13 protein-coding genes and 3 tRNA genes are annotated in these 16,588 nt (G+C 50.7%); 6 read left to right on the forward strand and 10 right to left on the reverse strand.

Annotation, left to right across the window (positions count from 1 at the left end; all coding sequences use genetic code 11):
- Nucleotides 1–69 precede the first annotated feature (69 nt).
- Entirely contained in the window at nt 70–2,199 is a 2,130-nt protein-coding gene (fusA, locus tag QOL41_RS01135; protein ID WP_088627423.1) for an elongation factor G, read from the forward strand.
- A 378-nt stretch (nt 2,200–2,577) separates the two neighbouring features.
- On the opposite strand, the gene mazG is transcribed toward fusA, so the two are convergent.
- Nucleotides 2,578–3,384 (reverse strand): nucleoside triphosphate pyrophosphohydrolase, encoded by an 807-nt coding sequence (mazG, locus tag QOL41_RS01140; RefSeq protein WP_173653502.1) that lies wholly within the window; start codon nt 3,382–3,384, stop codon nt 2,578–2,580.
- On the opposite strand from mazG, the gene QOL41_RS01145 reads away from it, so the two are divergent.
- Complete coding sequence (locus QOL41_RS01145; RefSeq protein WP_283428301.1) at nt 3,383–4,297, forward strand: DNA-processing protein DprA; 915 nt, start codon at nt 3,383–3,385, stop codon at nt 4,295–4,297. The two genes, mazG and QOL41_RS01145, sit on opposite strands and share 2 nt — an antisense overlap.
- Before the next feature lies 1 nt (nt 4,298).
- The gene (locus QOL41_RS01150; protein ID WP_173653504.1) at nt 4,299–4,583 is read left to right on the forward strand and encodes an FtsB family cell division protein; all 285 of its coding nucleotides are present in this window, start codon (nt 4,299–4,301) and stop codon (nt 4,581–4,583) included.
- A gap of 1 nt (nt 4,584) precedes the next feature.
- Here QOL41_RS01150 and QOL41_RS01155 read toward each other — a convergent pair whose 3' ends face one another.
- The 9 genes from QOL41_RS01155 to QOL41_RS01195 all read right to left on the reverse strand — a co-directional run bounded on the left by QOL41_RS01155 (nt 4,585) and on the right by QOL41_RS01195 (nt 15,908).
- Entirely contained in the window at nt 4,585–7,644 is a 3,060-nt protein-coding gene (locus QOL41_RS01155) for an efflux RND transporter permease subunit (RefSeq protein WP_173653505.1), read from the reverse strand.
- 7 nt (nt 7,645–7,651) lie between these two features.
- Nucleotides 7,652–8,746, reverse strand: coding sequence for an efflux RND transporter periplasmic adaptor subunit (locus tag QOL41_RS01160; protein ID WP_283428302.1), 1,095 nt, complete (start codon nt 8,744–8,746; stop codon nt 7,652–7,654).
- Between the two features lie 145 nt (nt 8,747–8,891).
- Nucleotides 8,892–9,602, reverse strand: a complete 711-nt coding sequence (locus tag QOL41_RS01165) for a hypothetical protein (RefSeq protein ID WP_173653507.1) — start codon at nt 9,600–9,602, stop codon at nt 8,892–8,894.
- Nucleotides 9,602–11,032, reverse strand: coding sequence for a DUF5683 domain-containing protein (locus tag QOL41_RS01170; RefSeq protein ID WP_283428303.1), 1,431 nt, complete (start codon nt 11,030–11,032; stop codon nt 9,602–9,604). The genes QOL41_RS01165 and QOL41_RS01170 overlap by 1 nt, the downstream gene beginning before the upstream one ends.
- A gap of 211 nt (nt 11,033–11,243) precedes the next feature.
- The gene (rpmB, locus tag QOL41_RS01175; RefSeq protein WP_014546602.1) at nt 11,244–11,465 is read right to left on the reverse strand and encodes a 50S ribosomal protein L28; all 222 of its coding nucleotides are present in this window, start codon (nt 11,463–11,465) and stop codon (nt 11,244–11,246) included.
- Between the two features lie 69 nt (nt 11,466–11,534).
- Complete coding sequence (ispH, locus tag QOL41_RS01180) at nt 11,535–12,467, reverse strand: 4-hydroxy-3-methylbut-2-enyl diphosphate reductase (RefSeq protein WP_283428304.1); 933 nt, start codon at nt 12,465–12,467, stop codon at nt 11,535–11,537.
- Nucleotides 12,464–13,654 carry a glycosyltransferase N-terminal domain-containing protein gene (locus tag QOL41_RS01185; protein WP_283428305.1) on the reverse strand — a complete coding sequence of 397 codons (1,191 nt, stop codon included), beginning with the start codon at nt 13,652–13,654 and terminating at the stop codon, nt 12,464–12,466. The genes ispH and QOL41_RS01185 overlap by 4 nt, the downstream gene beginning before the upstream one ends.
- A complete protein-coding gene (locus QOL41_RS01190; protein WP_283428306.1) occupies nt 13,645–14,325 on the reverse strand; it encodes a methyltransferase family protein in 681 nt (226 codons plus the stop codon). Before QOL41_RS01190 ends, QOL41_RS01185 begins: the two co-directional genes overlap by 10 nt.
- 11 nt (nt 14,326–14,336) lie before the next feature.
- Nucleotides 14,337–15,908 (reverse strand): ATP-binding cassette domain-containing protein, encoded by a 1,572-nt coding sequence (locus QOL41_RS01195; protein ID WP_283428307.1) that lies wholly within the window; start codon nt 15,906–15,908, stop codon nt 14,337–14,339.
- A gap of 75 nt (nt 15,909–15,983) precedes the next feature.
- Here QOL41_RS01195 and QOL41_RS01200 point away from each other — a divergent pair.
- The 3 genes from QOL41_RS01200 to QOL41_RS01210 all read left to right on the forward strand — a co-directional run bounded on the left by QOL41_RS01200 (nt 15,984) and on the right by QOL41_RS01210 (nt 16,570).
- Nucleotides 15,984–16,056: transfer RNA gene (locus tag QOL41_RS01200), tRNA-Glu, on the forward strand.
- Between the two features lie 149 nt (nt 16,057–16,205).
- Nucleotides 16,206–16,278: transfer RNA gene (locus QOL41_RS01205), tRNA-Glu, on the forward strand.
- A 207-nt stretch (nt 16,279–16,485) separates the two neighbouring features.
- A tRNA-Ser gene (locus tag QOL41_RS01210) sits at nt 16,486–16,570 on the forward strand.
- The last annotated feature ends 18 nt before the right edge of the window (nt 16,571–16,588 follow it).

Genomic DNA, 16,588 nt, shown 5'->3' on the forward strand with positions numbered 1-16,588 from the left:
AACAGGGCTTTTTTTTTCTATCTTTGGGCGCAACTCAAACAAACATCAACTCCATTTGTGGAATAAAATATGAAAAACATTGAAAAGCACAGAAATATTGGTATTTCTGCCCACATCGACTCCGGTAAGACCACCCTTACCGAACGTATCCTCTACTTCACAAAGCGTATCCACGCTATCCACGAAGTTCGTGGTAAAGACGGCGTCGGTGCCACGATGGACTCCATGGAACTTGAACGCGAACGCGGCATCACGATTCAGTCCGCTGCTACGTTTGCAAACTGGACCCACACCAAGTCTGGCGAAGCCGACTCCATCAACATCATCGATACCCCGGGGCACGTGGACTTCACGATCGAAGTGGAACGTTCTCTCCGCGTGCTCGACGGTGCTATCCTCGTGCTCACCGGCGTGGAAGGTGTTCAGTCCCAGTCTATTACCGTTGACCGCCAGATGAAGCGCTACCATGTGCCGCGCGTCGTGTTCGTGAACAAGTGCGACCGCTCCGGTGCAAACCCGCTCCGCGTGGCTGTCATGCTCAAGGAAAAGCTCAACCACAAGCCCTGCGTCATGCAGATTCCTATCGGTCTCGAAGACCAACTGAAGGGCGTGGTCGACCTCGTCGAAATGAAGGCCTACTACTTCGAAGGCGCTAACGGCGACGACATGATCGAAAAGGAAATCCCGGCCGAACTCGTTGACCAGGCTAACGAATACCGTGAAAAGCTGATTGACTGCTGCGCAGACTACAGCGACGAAATCATGGAAAAGGCTATGGAAGGCCAGTATGGCGTCGACGAAATCGACAAGAACCTCATCAAGGCCACCATCCGTAAGGCTACCATCAGCCTCGAAGTGACCCCGGTGTTCATGGGTTCCGCTCACAAGAACGTTGGTGTCCAGAAGCTCCTCGACGGCGTTATCGACTACCTCCCGAACCCGACCGAAGTTGAAAACAAGGCTCTCGACCTCGACAACAACGAAGCTGAAGTTGTCCTGAAGTCCGAAGACAACGCTCCGCTCGTTTGCTACGCGTTCAAGCTCGTGAACGACCGCTATGGCCAGTTGACCTACATCCGTATTTACCAGGGTACCCTCAAGAAGGGCGACATGATCACCAACATGGCCACCGGCAAGAAGGTGTCTGTGGGCCGCTTGGTTCGTATGCACGCTGACGAAATGGTGGATATCACCGAAGCCGGTGCAGGCGACATTGTTGCTCTGTTCGGTATCGACTGCGCCTCCGGTACGACCTTTACCGATGGCAAGAACCACTACAACATGACTTCTATGCACGTGCCGAATCCGGTGATCGAACTCGTGATCGAAGCCAAGAACCGTGACGACCTGGACAACATGTCCAAGGCTCTGAACCGCTTCACCAAGGAAGACCCGACGTTCCAGGTGGAAGTCGACAAGGAATCCGGCCAGACCATCATCAAGGGTATGGGCGAACTTCACCTCGACGTTTACATCGAACGTATGCGCCGCGAATACAAGTGCGACGTGACGACCGGTGCTCCGCAGGTGGCTTACCGCGAAACCATTACCCGTCCGGCCAAGTTCGACTACACCCACAAGAAGCAGACTGGTGGTTCTGGTCAGTACGCTAAGGTTGTCGGCGAAATGCGTCCGATGGCTGTCGAAGGCGACCAGGAAAAGGTTTACAACTTCGTGAACTCCGTCGTGGGTGGCCGTATTCCGAAGGAATACATCCCGTCTTGCGACAAGGGTTTCCAGAGCTGCATGGAAGCAGGTTCCTTGATCGGCTTCCCGGTTGTGGGTATCGAAATGGAAGTCCAGGATGGTGCATACCACCCGGTTGACTCTTCTGATATGGCGTTCCAGGTTGCAGCCCGTATGGCCTTCCGCGAAGCTTTCGAAAAGGCTGGCGCTCAGATCCTCGAACCGATCATGAAGGTCGAAATCCAGACTCCGACCGAATTCCAGGGTTCTGTTGTTGGTAACGTTTCTCAGCGTCGTGGTACCATCACCGGTACGAACGAAGAACTCGGCATGACCACCATCACCGCCGAAGTCCCGCTGTCCGAAATGTTCGGCTACGCCACTGACCTGCGTTCTATGACCCAGGGTAAGGCAGAATTCACCATGGAATTCTGCAAGTACCTCCCGGTTCCGAAGAACATCCAGGAAGAACTCATCAAGAAGTACGGCGACAAGGCCAAGGCTCGCGCCTAACAGACCGCACGGCTCTATCGCATTCATAAAAATGTGATATCGCCTTGCTCTCGCCACCACGACTCGTTTATACAAGTCGCTTGTGGCTCACAAAAAAGCTAAAGCCAAACTTCTTAGAAGTTTAAAGAACTCAGTGCATTGCACTGGGTTCTTTTTTTTGTTTATAGCAACGAAAAAATCCCGCAGGGGGACTACCCTGCGGGAAAGTGGAATTAGAAGAAAACAAGCGTGCTTCCGGTCTATTCTACCCCGTGATTTGCTCCAGCATCCCTTCGCTAAACCAGAATGGACTGGAAGCACATTATTTAATATACCATCGGGATATGGAATGCGAAAATATTTTTTCAATTTTCATATTCCAACATGGAATGCTCCAATTTAGAACGACTTGGATGCAGCCTTCGCTTGTTTCCACATTTCTTGCAAGCCTTCGAGGCCAACGTCTTTCATTTCCTTGCCTTGGTCACGAGCCATCTGTTCTACCACGCGGAAGCGGCGTTCGAACTTGGAATTCGCGCGTTCTAGTGCCAAGGCCGCATTAAAGCCGCAGTGGCGCGCCACATTCACCAAGCTGAACATGATGTCGCCGAATTCATCTTCCATGCGTTCTACGTTGCGATTTTCAGGAGATGCCGCTTGCATTTCGGCGCGGAATTCGCTAAATTCTTCCACAGCCTTGTTAAAGACAGGTTCAGCCTCGGTCCAGTCAAAGCTCACTTTGGCGGCACGGCGCTGAAGCTCTTGAGCACGGGCAAGCGTCGGCAAGCTTTTGCTTACTTTGTCCATAGCGGACTTGCCTTGCATTTTTAGATTGTTTTTTTCTTGCGCCTTGATGCGTTCCCACTGGCGGACTACGCCGTTCGAATCATCAACCTTGGCATCGCCAAATACGTGCGGGTGGCGCCGGATCATTTTTTCGCAGATTCCCTGCACTACGTCGTCGATTGAAAAATCGCCGTTTTCTTTCGCGACTTGCGAATGGAACACCACCTGGAACAAGACATCGCCTAATTCTTCGGCCATGTGAGCCTTGTCGTTTGCCTGGGCGGCATCGATGTATTCATGGGATTCTTCGACTAAATACGGGAGCAGCGACTGATGCGTCTGTTGCTTATCCCAAGGGCAACCCTCGGGGGAACGCAGGGTCGCCATAATTTTCACCAAGTCATCAAAGGAATATTTCATGACAGACAAAGATAGAAAGTACGAAACACTCGAACCAAGCCAATACCCGCTTTCGCTCAAGGAATCTAGACTTGCGCCACCACGCTTGTACTACCGCGGAACATTACCTTCAAGCGACGCCATCGGGATTGCCATGGTGGGCACACGCCGCCCAAGCAGTTCCGCCCGCGAACTATGCAGGCGGCTCGTCAAATCACTGCAAGGCACACGCGCCGTTGTCGTATCAGGGCTTGCACAAGGTATCGACAGCTACTGCCACGAAGCGGCCATTGAATACGGGATACCAACCATTGCCGTCGTTGCTCAAGGCATTAACACCCGCATTCACGGAGACCGTGCAACTTTAGCAAAGCGAATCATCGATGCCGGCGGCGGCATTATGACTGAATACGAAGAAGACTTCCCCGCGTTCAAGGGGAATTTTCCCGCACGCAATCGCATTATCAGCGGACTCAGCCGCGCCACAGTCTTAGTACAAAGTAAAGCTAAAGGCGGAGCTCTCATTACTGCCGACTACTGCCTGCAAGAAAACAAGCTCTTGCTCGCCATTCCCGGAGACTTCGACAGCGAAGCTGCCGGAGGGCCAAATCTTTACCTGGATCAAGGGAAAGCCATGCCCATCTTTTTGCCCGAAAGCTTGCGTACCGTCGCCGGGCTCCCCAAAATACAAAACGAAAGAAACGAGCCCGAAGCAATTTCCTTAAAGCAAATCGAGGCCATCGGTTGCAATCTTTCAAGCGATGCATTAACCCTTTTTAAGCAATTCAACGGATTCAAGAAGACTTTTCAGGAGTTGCAAAACGAATGTAACTTTAAGCCTAGCAATATTTTAGCTATATTAACGGAGCTAGAACTTTCGGGGCTAGTCCACACGCCGGACAACTTCCAGTTCTACTTTAACGGAGCAACCTGACGTGAAAAAGCGTTTTTTCTGGATAATCCTGTTTACGATAGTCGCAACATTCGCGATTGTCATTTCGCAGTTGATGTTCGGAAAAAACAGCTTAAAGCAACAGCAACGAATTATGCAAGACATCGAGATGTATCAAGCACAGATTGATTCTCTGCAGCATGCTATCGATTCTTGCAATATCGAAATCGGACGTCTTAAAAAAGATTCCTTGTACAAAGAAGAATTGCTCCGAACGCGCTACGGCATGAGCCGTAAAGGCGAACGCGTTTTCCAGCTCGTTGAATAACCTACGCCATCTTCGAGGCGTCAGTCGTACTCGACGTTTCAACCTTGCCAGCAAAGAAGCTGTAGGCCGCCGGCACAATAAAGAGCGTCATGAAGGTCGCAAACGTAAGACCGCCTGCGATGGCGATACCCATCGCGATACGGCTCGGAGTGCCCGTGAGAATCAAGGGCACGGCGCCCAATACCGTTGAAAGGCTCGTCATGAGGATTGGGCGGAAGCGGCGTTCCGCCGCCATCCGAGCCGCTTCGAGCTTGTTACAGCCGGTGCTCGCCGCAATCTGGTTTGCAAATTCCACAATCAGAATACCATTCTTTGTCACAAGTGCGATCAAAAGAATTAGAGCAATCTCGCTAAAGATATTGAGCGTCTGGCCCGTAATGAACAAGCAAGCGAGCGCTCCTGCCAAGGCAAGCGGCACCGTAAAGAAGATAACGAACGGAGCGCGGAAACTTTCGAACTGGCCCGCAAGCACCAAGAACACCAGCGCAAGCGCCAAGAGGAACACAATGTAGAGGCCGCTGGAACTTTCTTCGAATTCCTTCGAAGAACCGCTCAAAGCTGTACTCACATTCGGGTAATCCTTCAGCAAGTGCTTTGCAATGCGGCGCATTTCTTCAACGCCGTCGCCAATTGTCTTGCCGGGCACAAGTCCCGCCTGAATAGTCGCGGCGCTAAAGCGGTTGAATCTCGGGAGCGACGGCGATGCCGATTGCTCTGTGAAGGTGATAAAGTTATCGAGGCTTACCAATTCACCCTTCGCATTCTTCACCGAAAGCATCGAGATGTTTTCGGGCATGCTACGGTACTGGTAACCGACCGCACCAATAATATCATACTGGCGGCCATCCTTATAGAATTCGCCGTAGCTCTGGTCGCTAATGGCAAGCTGTACCGCCTGCGCAATATCGTTCACCGACACGCCTTCTTCGTTCGCCTTGTCGCGCAAAATTTCAATATGGAGTTCCGGCTTGGTAAAACGAAGGTTCGTATTCACCACGCTAAACACAGGACTATGGCTCGCTTCTTCTTCAAACTTGGGAACAAGCGTACGCAAGATTTCGATATTCGGAGCCTGCAACACAAACTGCACCGGAAGGCCACCGCGCTGTGTACTGATACTTTGCGGTTCAAACACCATCACGCGCAAGTCAGGATACTCGTTACCCAGCAGCTGGATTTCGCGAGCAATCACGCTCTGCGGGCGACGCGCCTTTTTATCATCATTCAACGTCAAGCGCATTCTCGAATTGCCAGCATTCCATGCACCCGCCTGGAATTCAGTATATTCGTTGCTGTCTAAAAGTCCAATCACTTCTTCGGCAAAAGCATCGGCCATGCGCTTGGTTCGCGTAAGCGTCACGCCTTCGGGCATATTCAAGTTCACCATGACGGCATTCGAGTCTTCGGTCGGAGCCATTTCGCTACTCATATTATCGAAGCAGAAATAAGCCGCAATCAAAAGCCCCGCCACAATCGGGAACAAGAGCAAACGCATTCTAAGGAATCCGCCGAGAAGCACCGAATAGATTCGGTTCATTCCATCGAAAAACGGTTCCGTAACTCGGAAGAACCAGCCCTGCTTTTGCTTTTTCAGGAATTTAGAACAAAGCATCGGCGAAAGAGTCAAGGCGCAAAGCGTCGAAAGAAACACAGTACCAATCATCACCGCCACAAATTCACGGAACAAAAGACCCGTCGTACCGCCCAGCGCAAGCACCGGCACAAACACAGCCATCAACACCACAGAGGTTGCAATCACGGCAAAGAAGATTTCATTCGTGCCCGCAACCGCCGCCTGCTTAGGCGTCATACCGCGTTCAATCTTGTGATAAATGTTTTCCACAATCACAATGGCATCGTCAACCACAAGGCCAATGGCCAGCACCATCGCAAGCAAAGTCAGCACGTTGATTGAGAAACCACACAAGTAAAGCACAAAGAAGCTACCAATCACTGACACCGGCACCACCACCATCGGAATCAGCGTCGTGCGACCTTCGCGGAGGAATGCAAAGATAATCGCAATCACCAACAGGAAAGCAATGAAAATCGTCTCCACCACTTCTTTAATAGAAGCACGAATATTGATAGAAGTATCTCGGCCATAAAGAACATCGACACCTTCAGGAATTTCGCGACGGATATCTTCAACGCGCTTGTAGAATTCGTCAGCGATTTCCACATGATTCGAACCGGGTTGCGCCATCAACGCAAGCGTAATGGAATTCTTGCCGTTGCGTCTAAAGCCTGTACGCGTATCCTTCGGTTCGTAGTGAATGTCAGCCACATCGGAAATGCGAATCACGGTGCCATCGGCAGCCGTCTTGATGGCGATGTTTTCAAAAGCCTTCGGGTCAAGAATTCGACCGAGCGTACGAATCGAAAGCGTGGTTTCGCTACCTTCGATAGAGCCAGAAGGCAGTTCCAAGTTTCCCTTCTTGAGAGCAGCCGACATTTCTGCACCAGAAACGCCTAAAGCCTGCAAGCGCACCGGATCAATCCACAAGCGAACCGTTGGGCGCTTTTCGCCCCAAATAGCAATTTCAGAGACGCCGTTGATGGTCTGCAAGCGTTCCTTGACAAAGTTGTTGGCCAGTTCCGAAACTTCCATCGGATCGAGCTTATCGCTCACAAGGCTCACCATCAAAATCGGGTCATTATCGCTGTCAGATTTATAGACCGTCGGTTCATCGACATCATCTGGCAAGCGACGGCGCACGCGGCTCACGCGGTCGCGAATTTCGTTGGCAGCCGCTTCCAAGTCCATGCCGGTTTCAAATTCAATGTTAATGAAGGAGAATCCATCGCGGCTTGTAGAAGTCAGCGCTTTAATACCAGACGCACTGTTGATGGAGGCTTCCAAGATTTCGGTGACTTCGGCTTCGACCACGGCTGCGTTTGCGCCCGGGTACGAAGTACGCACCTGAATGAGCGGGTAGTCTACGTTCGGGTATTCACGCACGCCCAAGTTAGAGGCTCCAAAGGCGCCGAGCAAAATAATCACTAGCGCCATCACGGTCATAAGGACCGGGCGACGTACGGAAAGGTTCGCGACACTCATCGTTTACCTACTCCACTTCGTAATCGGTATTATGACGGATTTCGCGGATACGGACAGAAGCACCTTCGCGAAGGCTAATCAAGCCAGAGGTAATCACCGTATCGCCTTCATCGAGGCCACCGGTGACATCAACAGCAATCGGTGTGCGAAGCCCCGTTTCAACATGCTTGATTTTAGCCTTGCCGCCAGTCGCCACAAACACGTAGGCGCCATCTTTATCGAGCGTGAATGCTTCTGCCGGAATCGGGATGCTTTTTGCCATTCCCGTCTGCATGGAAACATTCACCTTGGCGTAAGAGCCAGCCAAAAGTTCATTGCCGGCGTTTTCGACTTCGACAAGCACCTGGCGCGTGCGGCTGCTTTCAGAAAGTGCAGCCTCCAAAGCCTTCACCTTGCCGGACTTAGCCACATTGCGTTCTTCGTCCTTTACATCTACGGCATCGCCCACTTTAAGTGTCGAGGCATAGCGCTGCGGGAGAGCAAACTTGGCTTTTAGTTTCTTGACTTCGCTCAAAGAAACAATCGATGTACCCGTCGTAAGCCAGGCGCCCACAGACACATTCACAAAGCCGAGCTTGCCTGCAAACGGGGCGCGAACTTCGGTCTTTGCAATTTGCGCCTTGATAAGTTCTACAGAAGCTTCGGCAGATTTGAGCGAAGCATCAGCAGCTTCCATGTCAGCCTTAGTAGCACCGTCTTTTTCGAAAAGCGTCTTGACGCGGTCAAACTTTTGCTGAGCGAGCTGTTGGTTCGATTCCGCCTGCTTGAGTTGCGCACGGAGTTCGGAATCATCAATTTTAGCGAGGAGCGTACCCTTTTGAACTTGGGCGCCGTCTTTTGCATAAAGATTCGTGAGTCTGCCCGAAGCTGCCGCCGTCAGCTGTACATTGTTCTGCGGTTCAAGCGTTGCCATGGCAGTAAAAGTTTTGCCCGATTCGTGGGCCTCGGCAATATAGCCTTCGACTGCGATTTCGCGAGCAGGTCTGCCGCCTGGGCCACCCTTACCAGCAGGGCCTTTACCAGGAGCACCTGCACCAGGAGTAGAATCACCACCGCAAGCCATCAATAGCAACGCAACAGGCAACAATGCAAATTTTTTCATAAATCAGTTTAAAGTAGACGGTGGTCAGTAATTAATTCTTATTTGTTAGATGATTAAACTCTGCAATTCGATGCATAGAAGTGAAAAGAAACAAAGAATTTTTTCTGCAACTCTGTCTACTAATCACTGTCTACTGCCTACTATCTTAGAATTTCACGTTCATTAAGATGCCGCTTCCATCCTCATAGAATTCCGGAACGAATTCCATGCGGTCCGTAAAGCTCTTGGAAGAAGTCGCCCTGTAAACTCTAATGGTATTGAGCATCGAAACCACGCGGTTCAAAAGAAGCGCGCCGACAGACACCTGAAACACAATTCGGCTTACGCGGTAATGACGCATACGGCTCTTAAATTCATCGATATGTTCGGTTGTTTCAGGATTGTCGCTAGAGCCCCAATCCCACTGAATATCAGAAGACAAATCTTCATCGATTTCTTTGCCAGCGCGAATCATCGCCTGGTTGTAGTCTTCATCCATGTCTGGCGAAGAATTCTGACCAGCGACGCCACTGCGGCTACGGTAATCGCCCACCGAATTGAGCATGGACACGCTCTTGCTGTCGGAATTAAGCCCAGCATGACGTACGGCGTAATTATGAGCAGACGAAATATAGCGTTCACCAATTACATAAGAACCGATTGCCGTAAACCAAAGGGCTATGTCAGTCCAAACAAACGGGCGCACAAACTGTTGTTCACCGAGATAGCGTTCGCCCATACCAGGCAACAAGGCCGAAGACCCCATTGCCAAGAGCCAGCTTTTATCAGAATTCTTGCTCACATTTTGGTCAACCGAAATCACCACCTGCGAAAACGCAGATGCGGCGGCGAGCAACAAGACCAAAAGCAGTTTCATTAAAAGCCCCAGCTTGCCTGCACGTTAAAACCAAAGCCGTTTGCAAACGAAACTCCGCTATCGAAATGCAAGTGGTCGTACCAAGAAAGATCTTCTTCGTACAAGGCCTTGTTGTGCGAATTCGCAGTGAATGCTGCATCGACAGCCGAAATGATATGGTTCAAAATCAAGCCGCCAAAGAACCAAGCCTGCATGTCGGCATAGTCATTTGCCTTGTTACGCATGCTACGGTACTTTTTCTGGTAATCCGATTCGGACTTCACCAACGATTCAGTTGCATGGTTCGGATCATCGAGAGCAAGCGATGTTGCCACGGCCACATCTTCGTCACCAATGTCTTCCCAACCAAGCACATAGGCATCGTCAGAAATCAACTGATAAACTTCGGAAGCATTGTCAAAGTCAACCTTTTCCATTTCGTCACCAAGGCTCTTCGGCGACTTAACAAACGTATTGACGTACTCCACATCACCAGAGTAGAGTTTGTCGCGGTCATAGCAACGATCCGTTGTCGCTACACCAAAAATGCCTTCGCAGAATGTTTCTCGAGAGCCTAAATAACGGCGACGGAATTCCGATTCGTAGTTCACGGCATCGGCATTGTACAAGCTACGCATGCGCTGTTCATAGCGACCGATAGAGTAATGTTCCTTAGCGTACTTCTTATACTTGTCCACCTGCTTATTGTACTTGTTCACCGAGAAGTAATACCAGCTACCCCACAAAGCGGCTTCAAGTGCAAGGTAAACACCACCGCGGACATAGGTAAAGTTGGAGCCACCCACGTACATTTGTCCGGAACCCGGAATAACCAACGACATGAACAAAGCCTTGCGCGGGCTCTTGTAGCGGCCCTTCATTTCGTCGATACCGTTCACCTTGGAGACCTTGACAGGGCCCAGCAGTTCACGGCGGCTCATGCTGCTAGAAGACGGAGCATCAGTCGAAGAAGAAGAGACGGCTGCCATGGCAAGAGAATCGCGAATGCGGTTTTCTTCGTTATGCCTTTTCATTTCGGCGGCGTAGGCTTCTTCAGGAGTCATTTCCCTGACAGAATCGCCAGCGAGAGTGTCCACGAAAGCAGAATCAGCATCGGCCGGAACTTCGGCCACAACCGCGGCGGAATCAACCGGAGCAGGAGCCTCGCTGCTAGAAGATACTTCGACAGAGCTAGAAACCGGAGCGACCGAACTAGAGGAAACCTTCACACTGCTGCTTGATGCAGGAGCGGGTTTCGCTGCAGGGGCGGGTTTTGCCGCCACACTGGAACTAGAAGGAACCGAAGCACTACTCGGAGCCACAGCCGCACTGGACTGGGCAGCCTCGGCTTCAGCCTCGAATTCCGCAAAAAGGTCGCGGGGTTGAGCAAAAGACTGGGCAACAAAAATACTGGCCACACAGGCGATAATTGAATAGGCAAACTTGCGCATATAACGCTAAAATAGCAAAATAAGGGCATTTAAGCGCATTAAAAGCCCTTAGTTTTCAGCTATTATTATTTGTTTTTAGCCTAAAAAGAAAAATTCTCCCGCATTTTCGGAGAACAGGTTCAATATTGCATTTTCACATAAACACAAAGAACCACCTAGCGAGGGATTACCCCGTTAGGCGGCGAATCTTGGCAAACCTTAGAGATCTAGATTAGATGCCGAGTTCCTGAGCAACAGCCTGGATACCAAGCTTGTTGATCGTGCGGAGACCAGCAGCGCTAACGCGGAGGGTCACCCAGCGGTCTTCTTCAGGAATGTAGAAACGCTTCTTCTGAAGGTTCGGCAACTGCTTCATCAACTTCTTGCGGTTAGAGTGGGAAACCATGTTGCCCACGAGGCCGGCCTTGCCGGTAACTTCACAAATGCGGCTCATAATAAACTCCGTTGTTTTATAACGGACGCAATTTTAGAAAAAAATCGCCGTTCCGTCAAGGTTAAATTATCAATCTTGCAATGCCTTTGGCAGGTTAAATTTGGTAGATTCGACCAATTTTACGAAATTTTCGATTTCTACGGGGGCAAATTTTTCTTTAATCCAGTCTACGACCCCCTGAACGAGCACTTCGGGAGCACTTGCACCACTCGAAATACCCACCGATTCGATATTTTCGAACCATTCCGGTTCCAAATCTTCGACCGAGGCAATCAAATGGCTCGGAATGCCCTGTTCAAGCCCGAGTTCCATAAGTCGACTAGAATTAGAAGAATTCTTGGCTCCCACGACCAGGAGCATATCCACCTTGGAGCAGAGATCGAGGACTGCCGCCTGACGATTGCCCGTTGCATAGCAAAGGTCGCCCGCATCGGGCCCGATAATATTCGGGAAACGCTGCTTGAGCGCTTCGATAATCTTGCGGGTTTCCGCCACCGAAAGAGTGGTCTGCGTAATATAGGCGAGTTCCTTGTCGGCAGGGACTTCTACCGTTTGCGCATCGGCTTCGTTCCTGATAAGCGTGATTGCCCCCGGCGGGAGCTGTCCCAAAGTGCCTTCCACTTCGGCATGGCCTGCATGACCAATCAAAATGATGTGGCGGCCAGCGGCATAATGACGCTTGGCGCTAAAATGAACCTTGAGCACCAGCGGGCAACTGGCGTCCAGCACCTGCAGTCCACGTTTTTCTGCATCGGCGTAAATTTCTTCGGCAACCCCATGGGCAGAGAAAATCACCACAGAGCCCGACGGCACCTCGTCCAGTTCATCAACAAAAACCACGCCCTTGGACCTAAGCGTATCGACTACGAACTTGTTGTGCACAATTTCGTGACGCACATAAATAGGGGTCCCGAATTTTCCAATTGCCTTTTCCACCACATGAATGGCGCGATCAACACCAGCACAGAAACCACGGGGAGTCGCAAGAATCACTTTTTTCATAAGATTCCCTTTATAAAATTCAACAACAGCTTATAAGAATTCAAGACCTTCATTCTTTCGCACATCAAATAAGTCCGCACCACATCTGGCGACGGATGCCGACGGCGTAAATAGTCCGAAGGAGAATGGATTTGTCCCACCACATGCGCCGCAACCAGTTTGGTCACGACATCGTCATGCCCTTTGGCATAAGGTCCGACACAGGTAGCAACGCCCATTTGAAGCGGTTCCCAGAAATCATGGATTCCGAGCCGGCGATTGAACGAACCGCCCACTACCGCACTTTTGCTTTTCAAAAGGATTTCACGCGATAGTCCAAAGCGCGTCACCAAAGAAACCATTCCACTTTGAACAGAAGGATAATCTACCACAGGCAGTCCTGCCTCGTACAATCGCCTGCGGAAGTAAACCAGTTCAGAAAGCCTGCGCGGCATGAGCACAACCGATTCACCTTTGTCCACAGAATCTTTCGCCATAGAAATAAACGCATCGGCTTCTTCCTGATGGAACGACAGAAACACCACGTCGATCGTAGTTTTTTCGGGGACACAGACAAGGCCACCATCGCGAGCCCAGTTCAGAAGTTTCCAGTCTCCACCCATGGTGCATGGCACAAAGCCCTTGCTTGCGTAAGTAAAGCGACCGAGGTCTGCAGCCGTCTGCATGCAGGCATAACCCATGCCTGAAAAATCAACGAACGGGAACGACTTGCGGTAACGCCCAGACACAAGTGCAATGTTTCTGCGGGTCGAAAGTTTTGCCACCGTCGAAAGGTAACCAGGCCAAAGTTCGTTTTCGGCTAGAATCAAACCAATCGGCTGCACCGAGCTCACAAACGAATGCAACGCCGACAAAATATCGGCCGGCGCAATGGACACCTCCGCAACCCCCGCACAGGAATCCTTCAGAAACGAGACTACCTCAACCTTTTGCGAAGTAATCAAAATCTTCGGGCAATCAGGCAAATCTTCTTTGAGGGCAACAGCAAGTCCTTGCAGCATGCGGCATTCGCCAAGGCTTGCTCCGTGAAGCCAAAGATAGGGGCCATCGCTGGGCCACGGCCCTAACAGACGTTCTTCAATGTGATATTCTCGTTCAAGATGCGGCCATTTGCTAGCAGTCTTCGCCACCGTCCTAACGGCAGTCCCTACAGCAAGGCGTCCTAAGTTCTTTATGTTTAAGCCCATAGGATAAAGTCAATCTTTCTAAACAGCATAATCCCAATCACCAGCGCAAGCCAAATCCACGTATACTTGTCGGCTATAATAGCCTCTTTACCGCTACGAAGCGGACCCGGCACGTGAATTTCGCGAGGAATGAACGCGGGCGTATGCATGGCCCACAACTTCCATTCGTCACCAAAACGTTTTTCTAGATAACGATCATCCAGCTTGGCAAGGTATATACCAAAAGCCAGTGCGAATACAATAAATGGTATAGTTATCCAGTTGATTCCCAAGTGCAAAACGACAATCGCAATAGCGATGGCAATGTTGGACACGTAAAGCGGATGGCGCAGACGTCCGTATGCACCCCAGGTCACAAGAACCGGAGCGTCTTGTGCACTACCGCGAGTGTGGTCGCCAATGGCTCGGCGAGCCTTAACGCGTAGGTACACGGAAATAAGCAAAATATTGATAAAAATCAGAAACGGCACAATGGTAAGGTCTGCCGGCGGAAAAGCCAAGGCAACAAGCGCCACAATACCAAGAATTATCCCTCGATAACGGTACACAAATGGACGCGACGGGCGCAGATCTTCAGCCGGCAATTTCACTTGAACTTCGGGTTTTGCTGTCTGCCCTTGATTTTCAGCACTTACCGTTGCATTTTCTTGCTGTTTAACCTGATCTTCCATAATCGCCTCCGCTAAAGCTTTGCAACATTAAATATACATTCAACTTCGGGAGATAGCACATCATGACTCACAATAATTGTCCATTTGCCAAGCGATTCAGCCGTTTTTAGGTACGCTTTAAGTAGGGGTTCGCGGTCCACCAACGCCACAGAAGCAAAAGGTTCATCTAAAAGCACGGTACGACAGTCCGAGGCTAGCGCCCAAAGGAGCGCCACTCGGGCACGTTCACCGCCCGAAAGGCCCGATTTTTGAAGGAGGGAGGCGGCTCCCGAAGCCTGCATAAAGGATTTGAGAATCGAAGACTTTTCGGAAACGAAGCGTTTTTCGAGAAGGCGGGAAAGCATCCATCTGGGCGGAAGCTCCAGGTCTTGGGCGACAAAGAATACATCTCGAGGGGTATTCGCTTTGGCAGAATTCCAGCGTTCAAGCCCCGAAAGCAGGCGGAGCAATGTAGACTTTCCCACCCCGTTTTTGCCACGGACAAGAACAGGCTTTTCGCGGGACCAATTGAGTGCGAGGTCCGTAAATACAGGAGCTTCGGAGCCTTCGTAAGTGAATTTACCGCCGCGAATCGAAACCGCGCCGGAGGCAGCTTCGGGCGTTGCATTAGGTGCCGCGGCAAAATCCTTGCCAGCAGATTTTCCGGACAACTCAAGCCGTTCAAATTCTTCGAGGACATTGATTGCTGAAACCGCCGAGCGGAACTGCGGCATGACGCGGGCGCATTCCTTGACCGGCTTGTAGCAAAGAAGTACCGCCGAGGTAAACAGCACCAGGCCAGACGCATCCATATAGCCGCGGTTCATGAGGAGCGCACAGAAGGCCAACACCAAAACCATCGCGAGCACCGAAACCGTTTCAGTCAAAAGCGAAAGGCCTGACTTTTTGATGGCGGCATTCAGCCCGTTATCGCGGAGCCCGCGAACATCCTTTAAGAGACCGTCTGAAATATCCTTGCGTTCGTCGCGACCGCTCCACTGCCTAAAAAGCCTACGGGCCAGCGACAGATTCCCGCGGAAATCGGAACGTGCCCGCAACAGGGATTCTTCGGCTGGGCCAAGCTTATGCAGTTTACGCTGAAGGACTGCCACCAGCGGCACAATCACCACAAAAAGGAATGCGGCAAGCGGCCAAGAGATGTAGAAAAGCACTGGCAAGAAAACCAGCAGCTGAAGCACCGCCTGCACAGCCTGAAAGAAAACGCCCCCGTTATTCTGCAACACGACCGTGGCCTCATAAGCTGATTCGACCATGCGTTCGCCCTTGGGCGTGTGGAAGTTCTTTGGAGCCAAATCGCGGAGCCTGTGCAGGAACCATGCCTGCACCCGAGCCGACACCTTATAAAGCCAACCTTCTGAAACCTTGGACTTGCCGTACAGGAATACAAGACGAAGCATGGCGAGCACCACCATTCCCCCGACCCAGGCTGCAAGCGGAATATCTGCCTTGCCCCCGACGATATCGATAAAGGAGCGAATACCCCAGAGCACCGCCGCATCGGCAGCACTTGCCAAAAGCGCCATCGGCAAAAAGCGGATTACGCCGCCTTTCAAGGATTTTTTCAGCCATTTTCGCAGATTCACGCAGAAAAATTAACTTTTTTCGAGTAGCACCCTTGACTAAAATTAAATAGTTACCTATATTTGGCCCTACTAAACGCCCCTATCGTCTAGTGGCCCAGGACTCGGGATTTTCATTCCCGCAACAGCGGTTCGAAACCGCTTGGGGGTATAAAAGGAACCTTTCGAAAGAAAGGTTCCTTTTTTCAACCCTTCCAAGGTATAAAAAGAGCACTCTCAGCGAAGCTGAGTTTTTTATTTTCAAATAAAAAAACACCCTTGACAAATAAAAATACTTACCTATATTTGGTCGCACAAATCGCCCCTATCGTCTAGTGGCCCAGGACTCGGGATTTTCATTCCCGCAACAGCGGTTCGAAACCGCTTGGGGGTATAAAAAGGATTCATCATTAGATGAGTCCTTTTTTTCAACCCATTCAAAGGTATAAAAGGAACCTTTCGAAAGAAAGGTTCCTTTTTTCAACCGCGACAAAGGGTATAAAAAGAGCTGATCGAAAGATTGGCTCTTTTTGTTTTCACAAAAGAAGGGCATTGAGTTCGTAGACAGCCGAAAAATATTTTACTACATTATGCGAACCTCGGAGAGATGCCAGAGTGGTCGAATGGGCCGGTCTCGAAATCCGGAGTCTGTCACAGGACCGAGGGTTCGAATCCCTCTCTCTCCTTGAAACAAAAGGGAACCC

The sequence above is a fragment of the Fibrobacter sp. UWB10 genome (genome assembly GCF_900182935.1).
Lineage (GTDB): Bacteria > Fibrobacterota > Fibrobacteria > Fibrobacterales > Fibrobacteraceae > Fibrobacter > Fibrobacter succinogenes_O.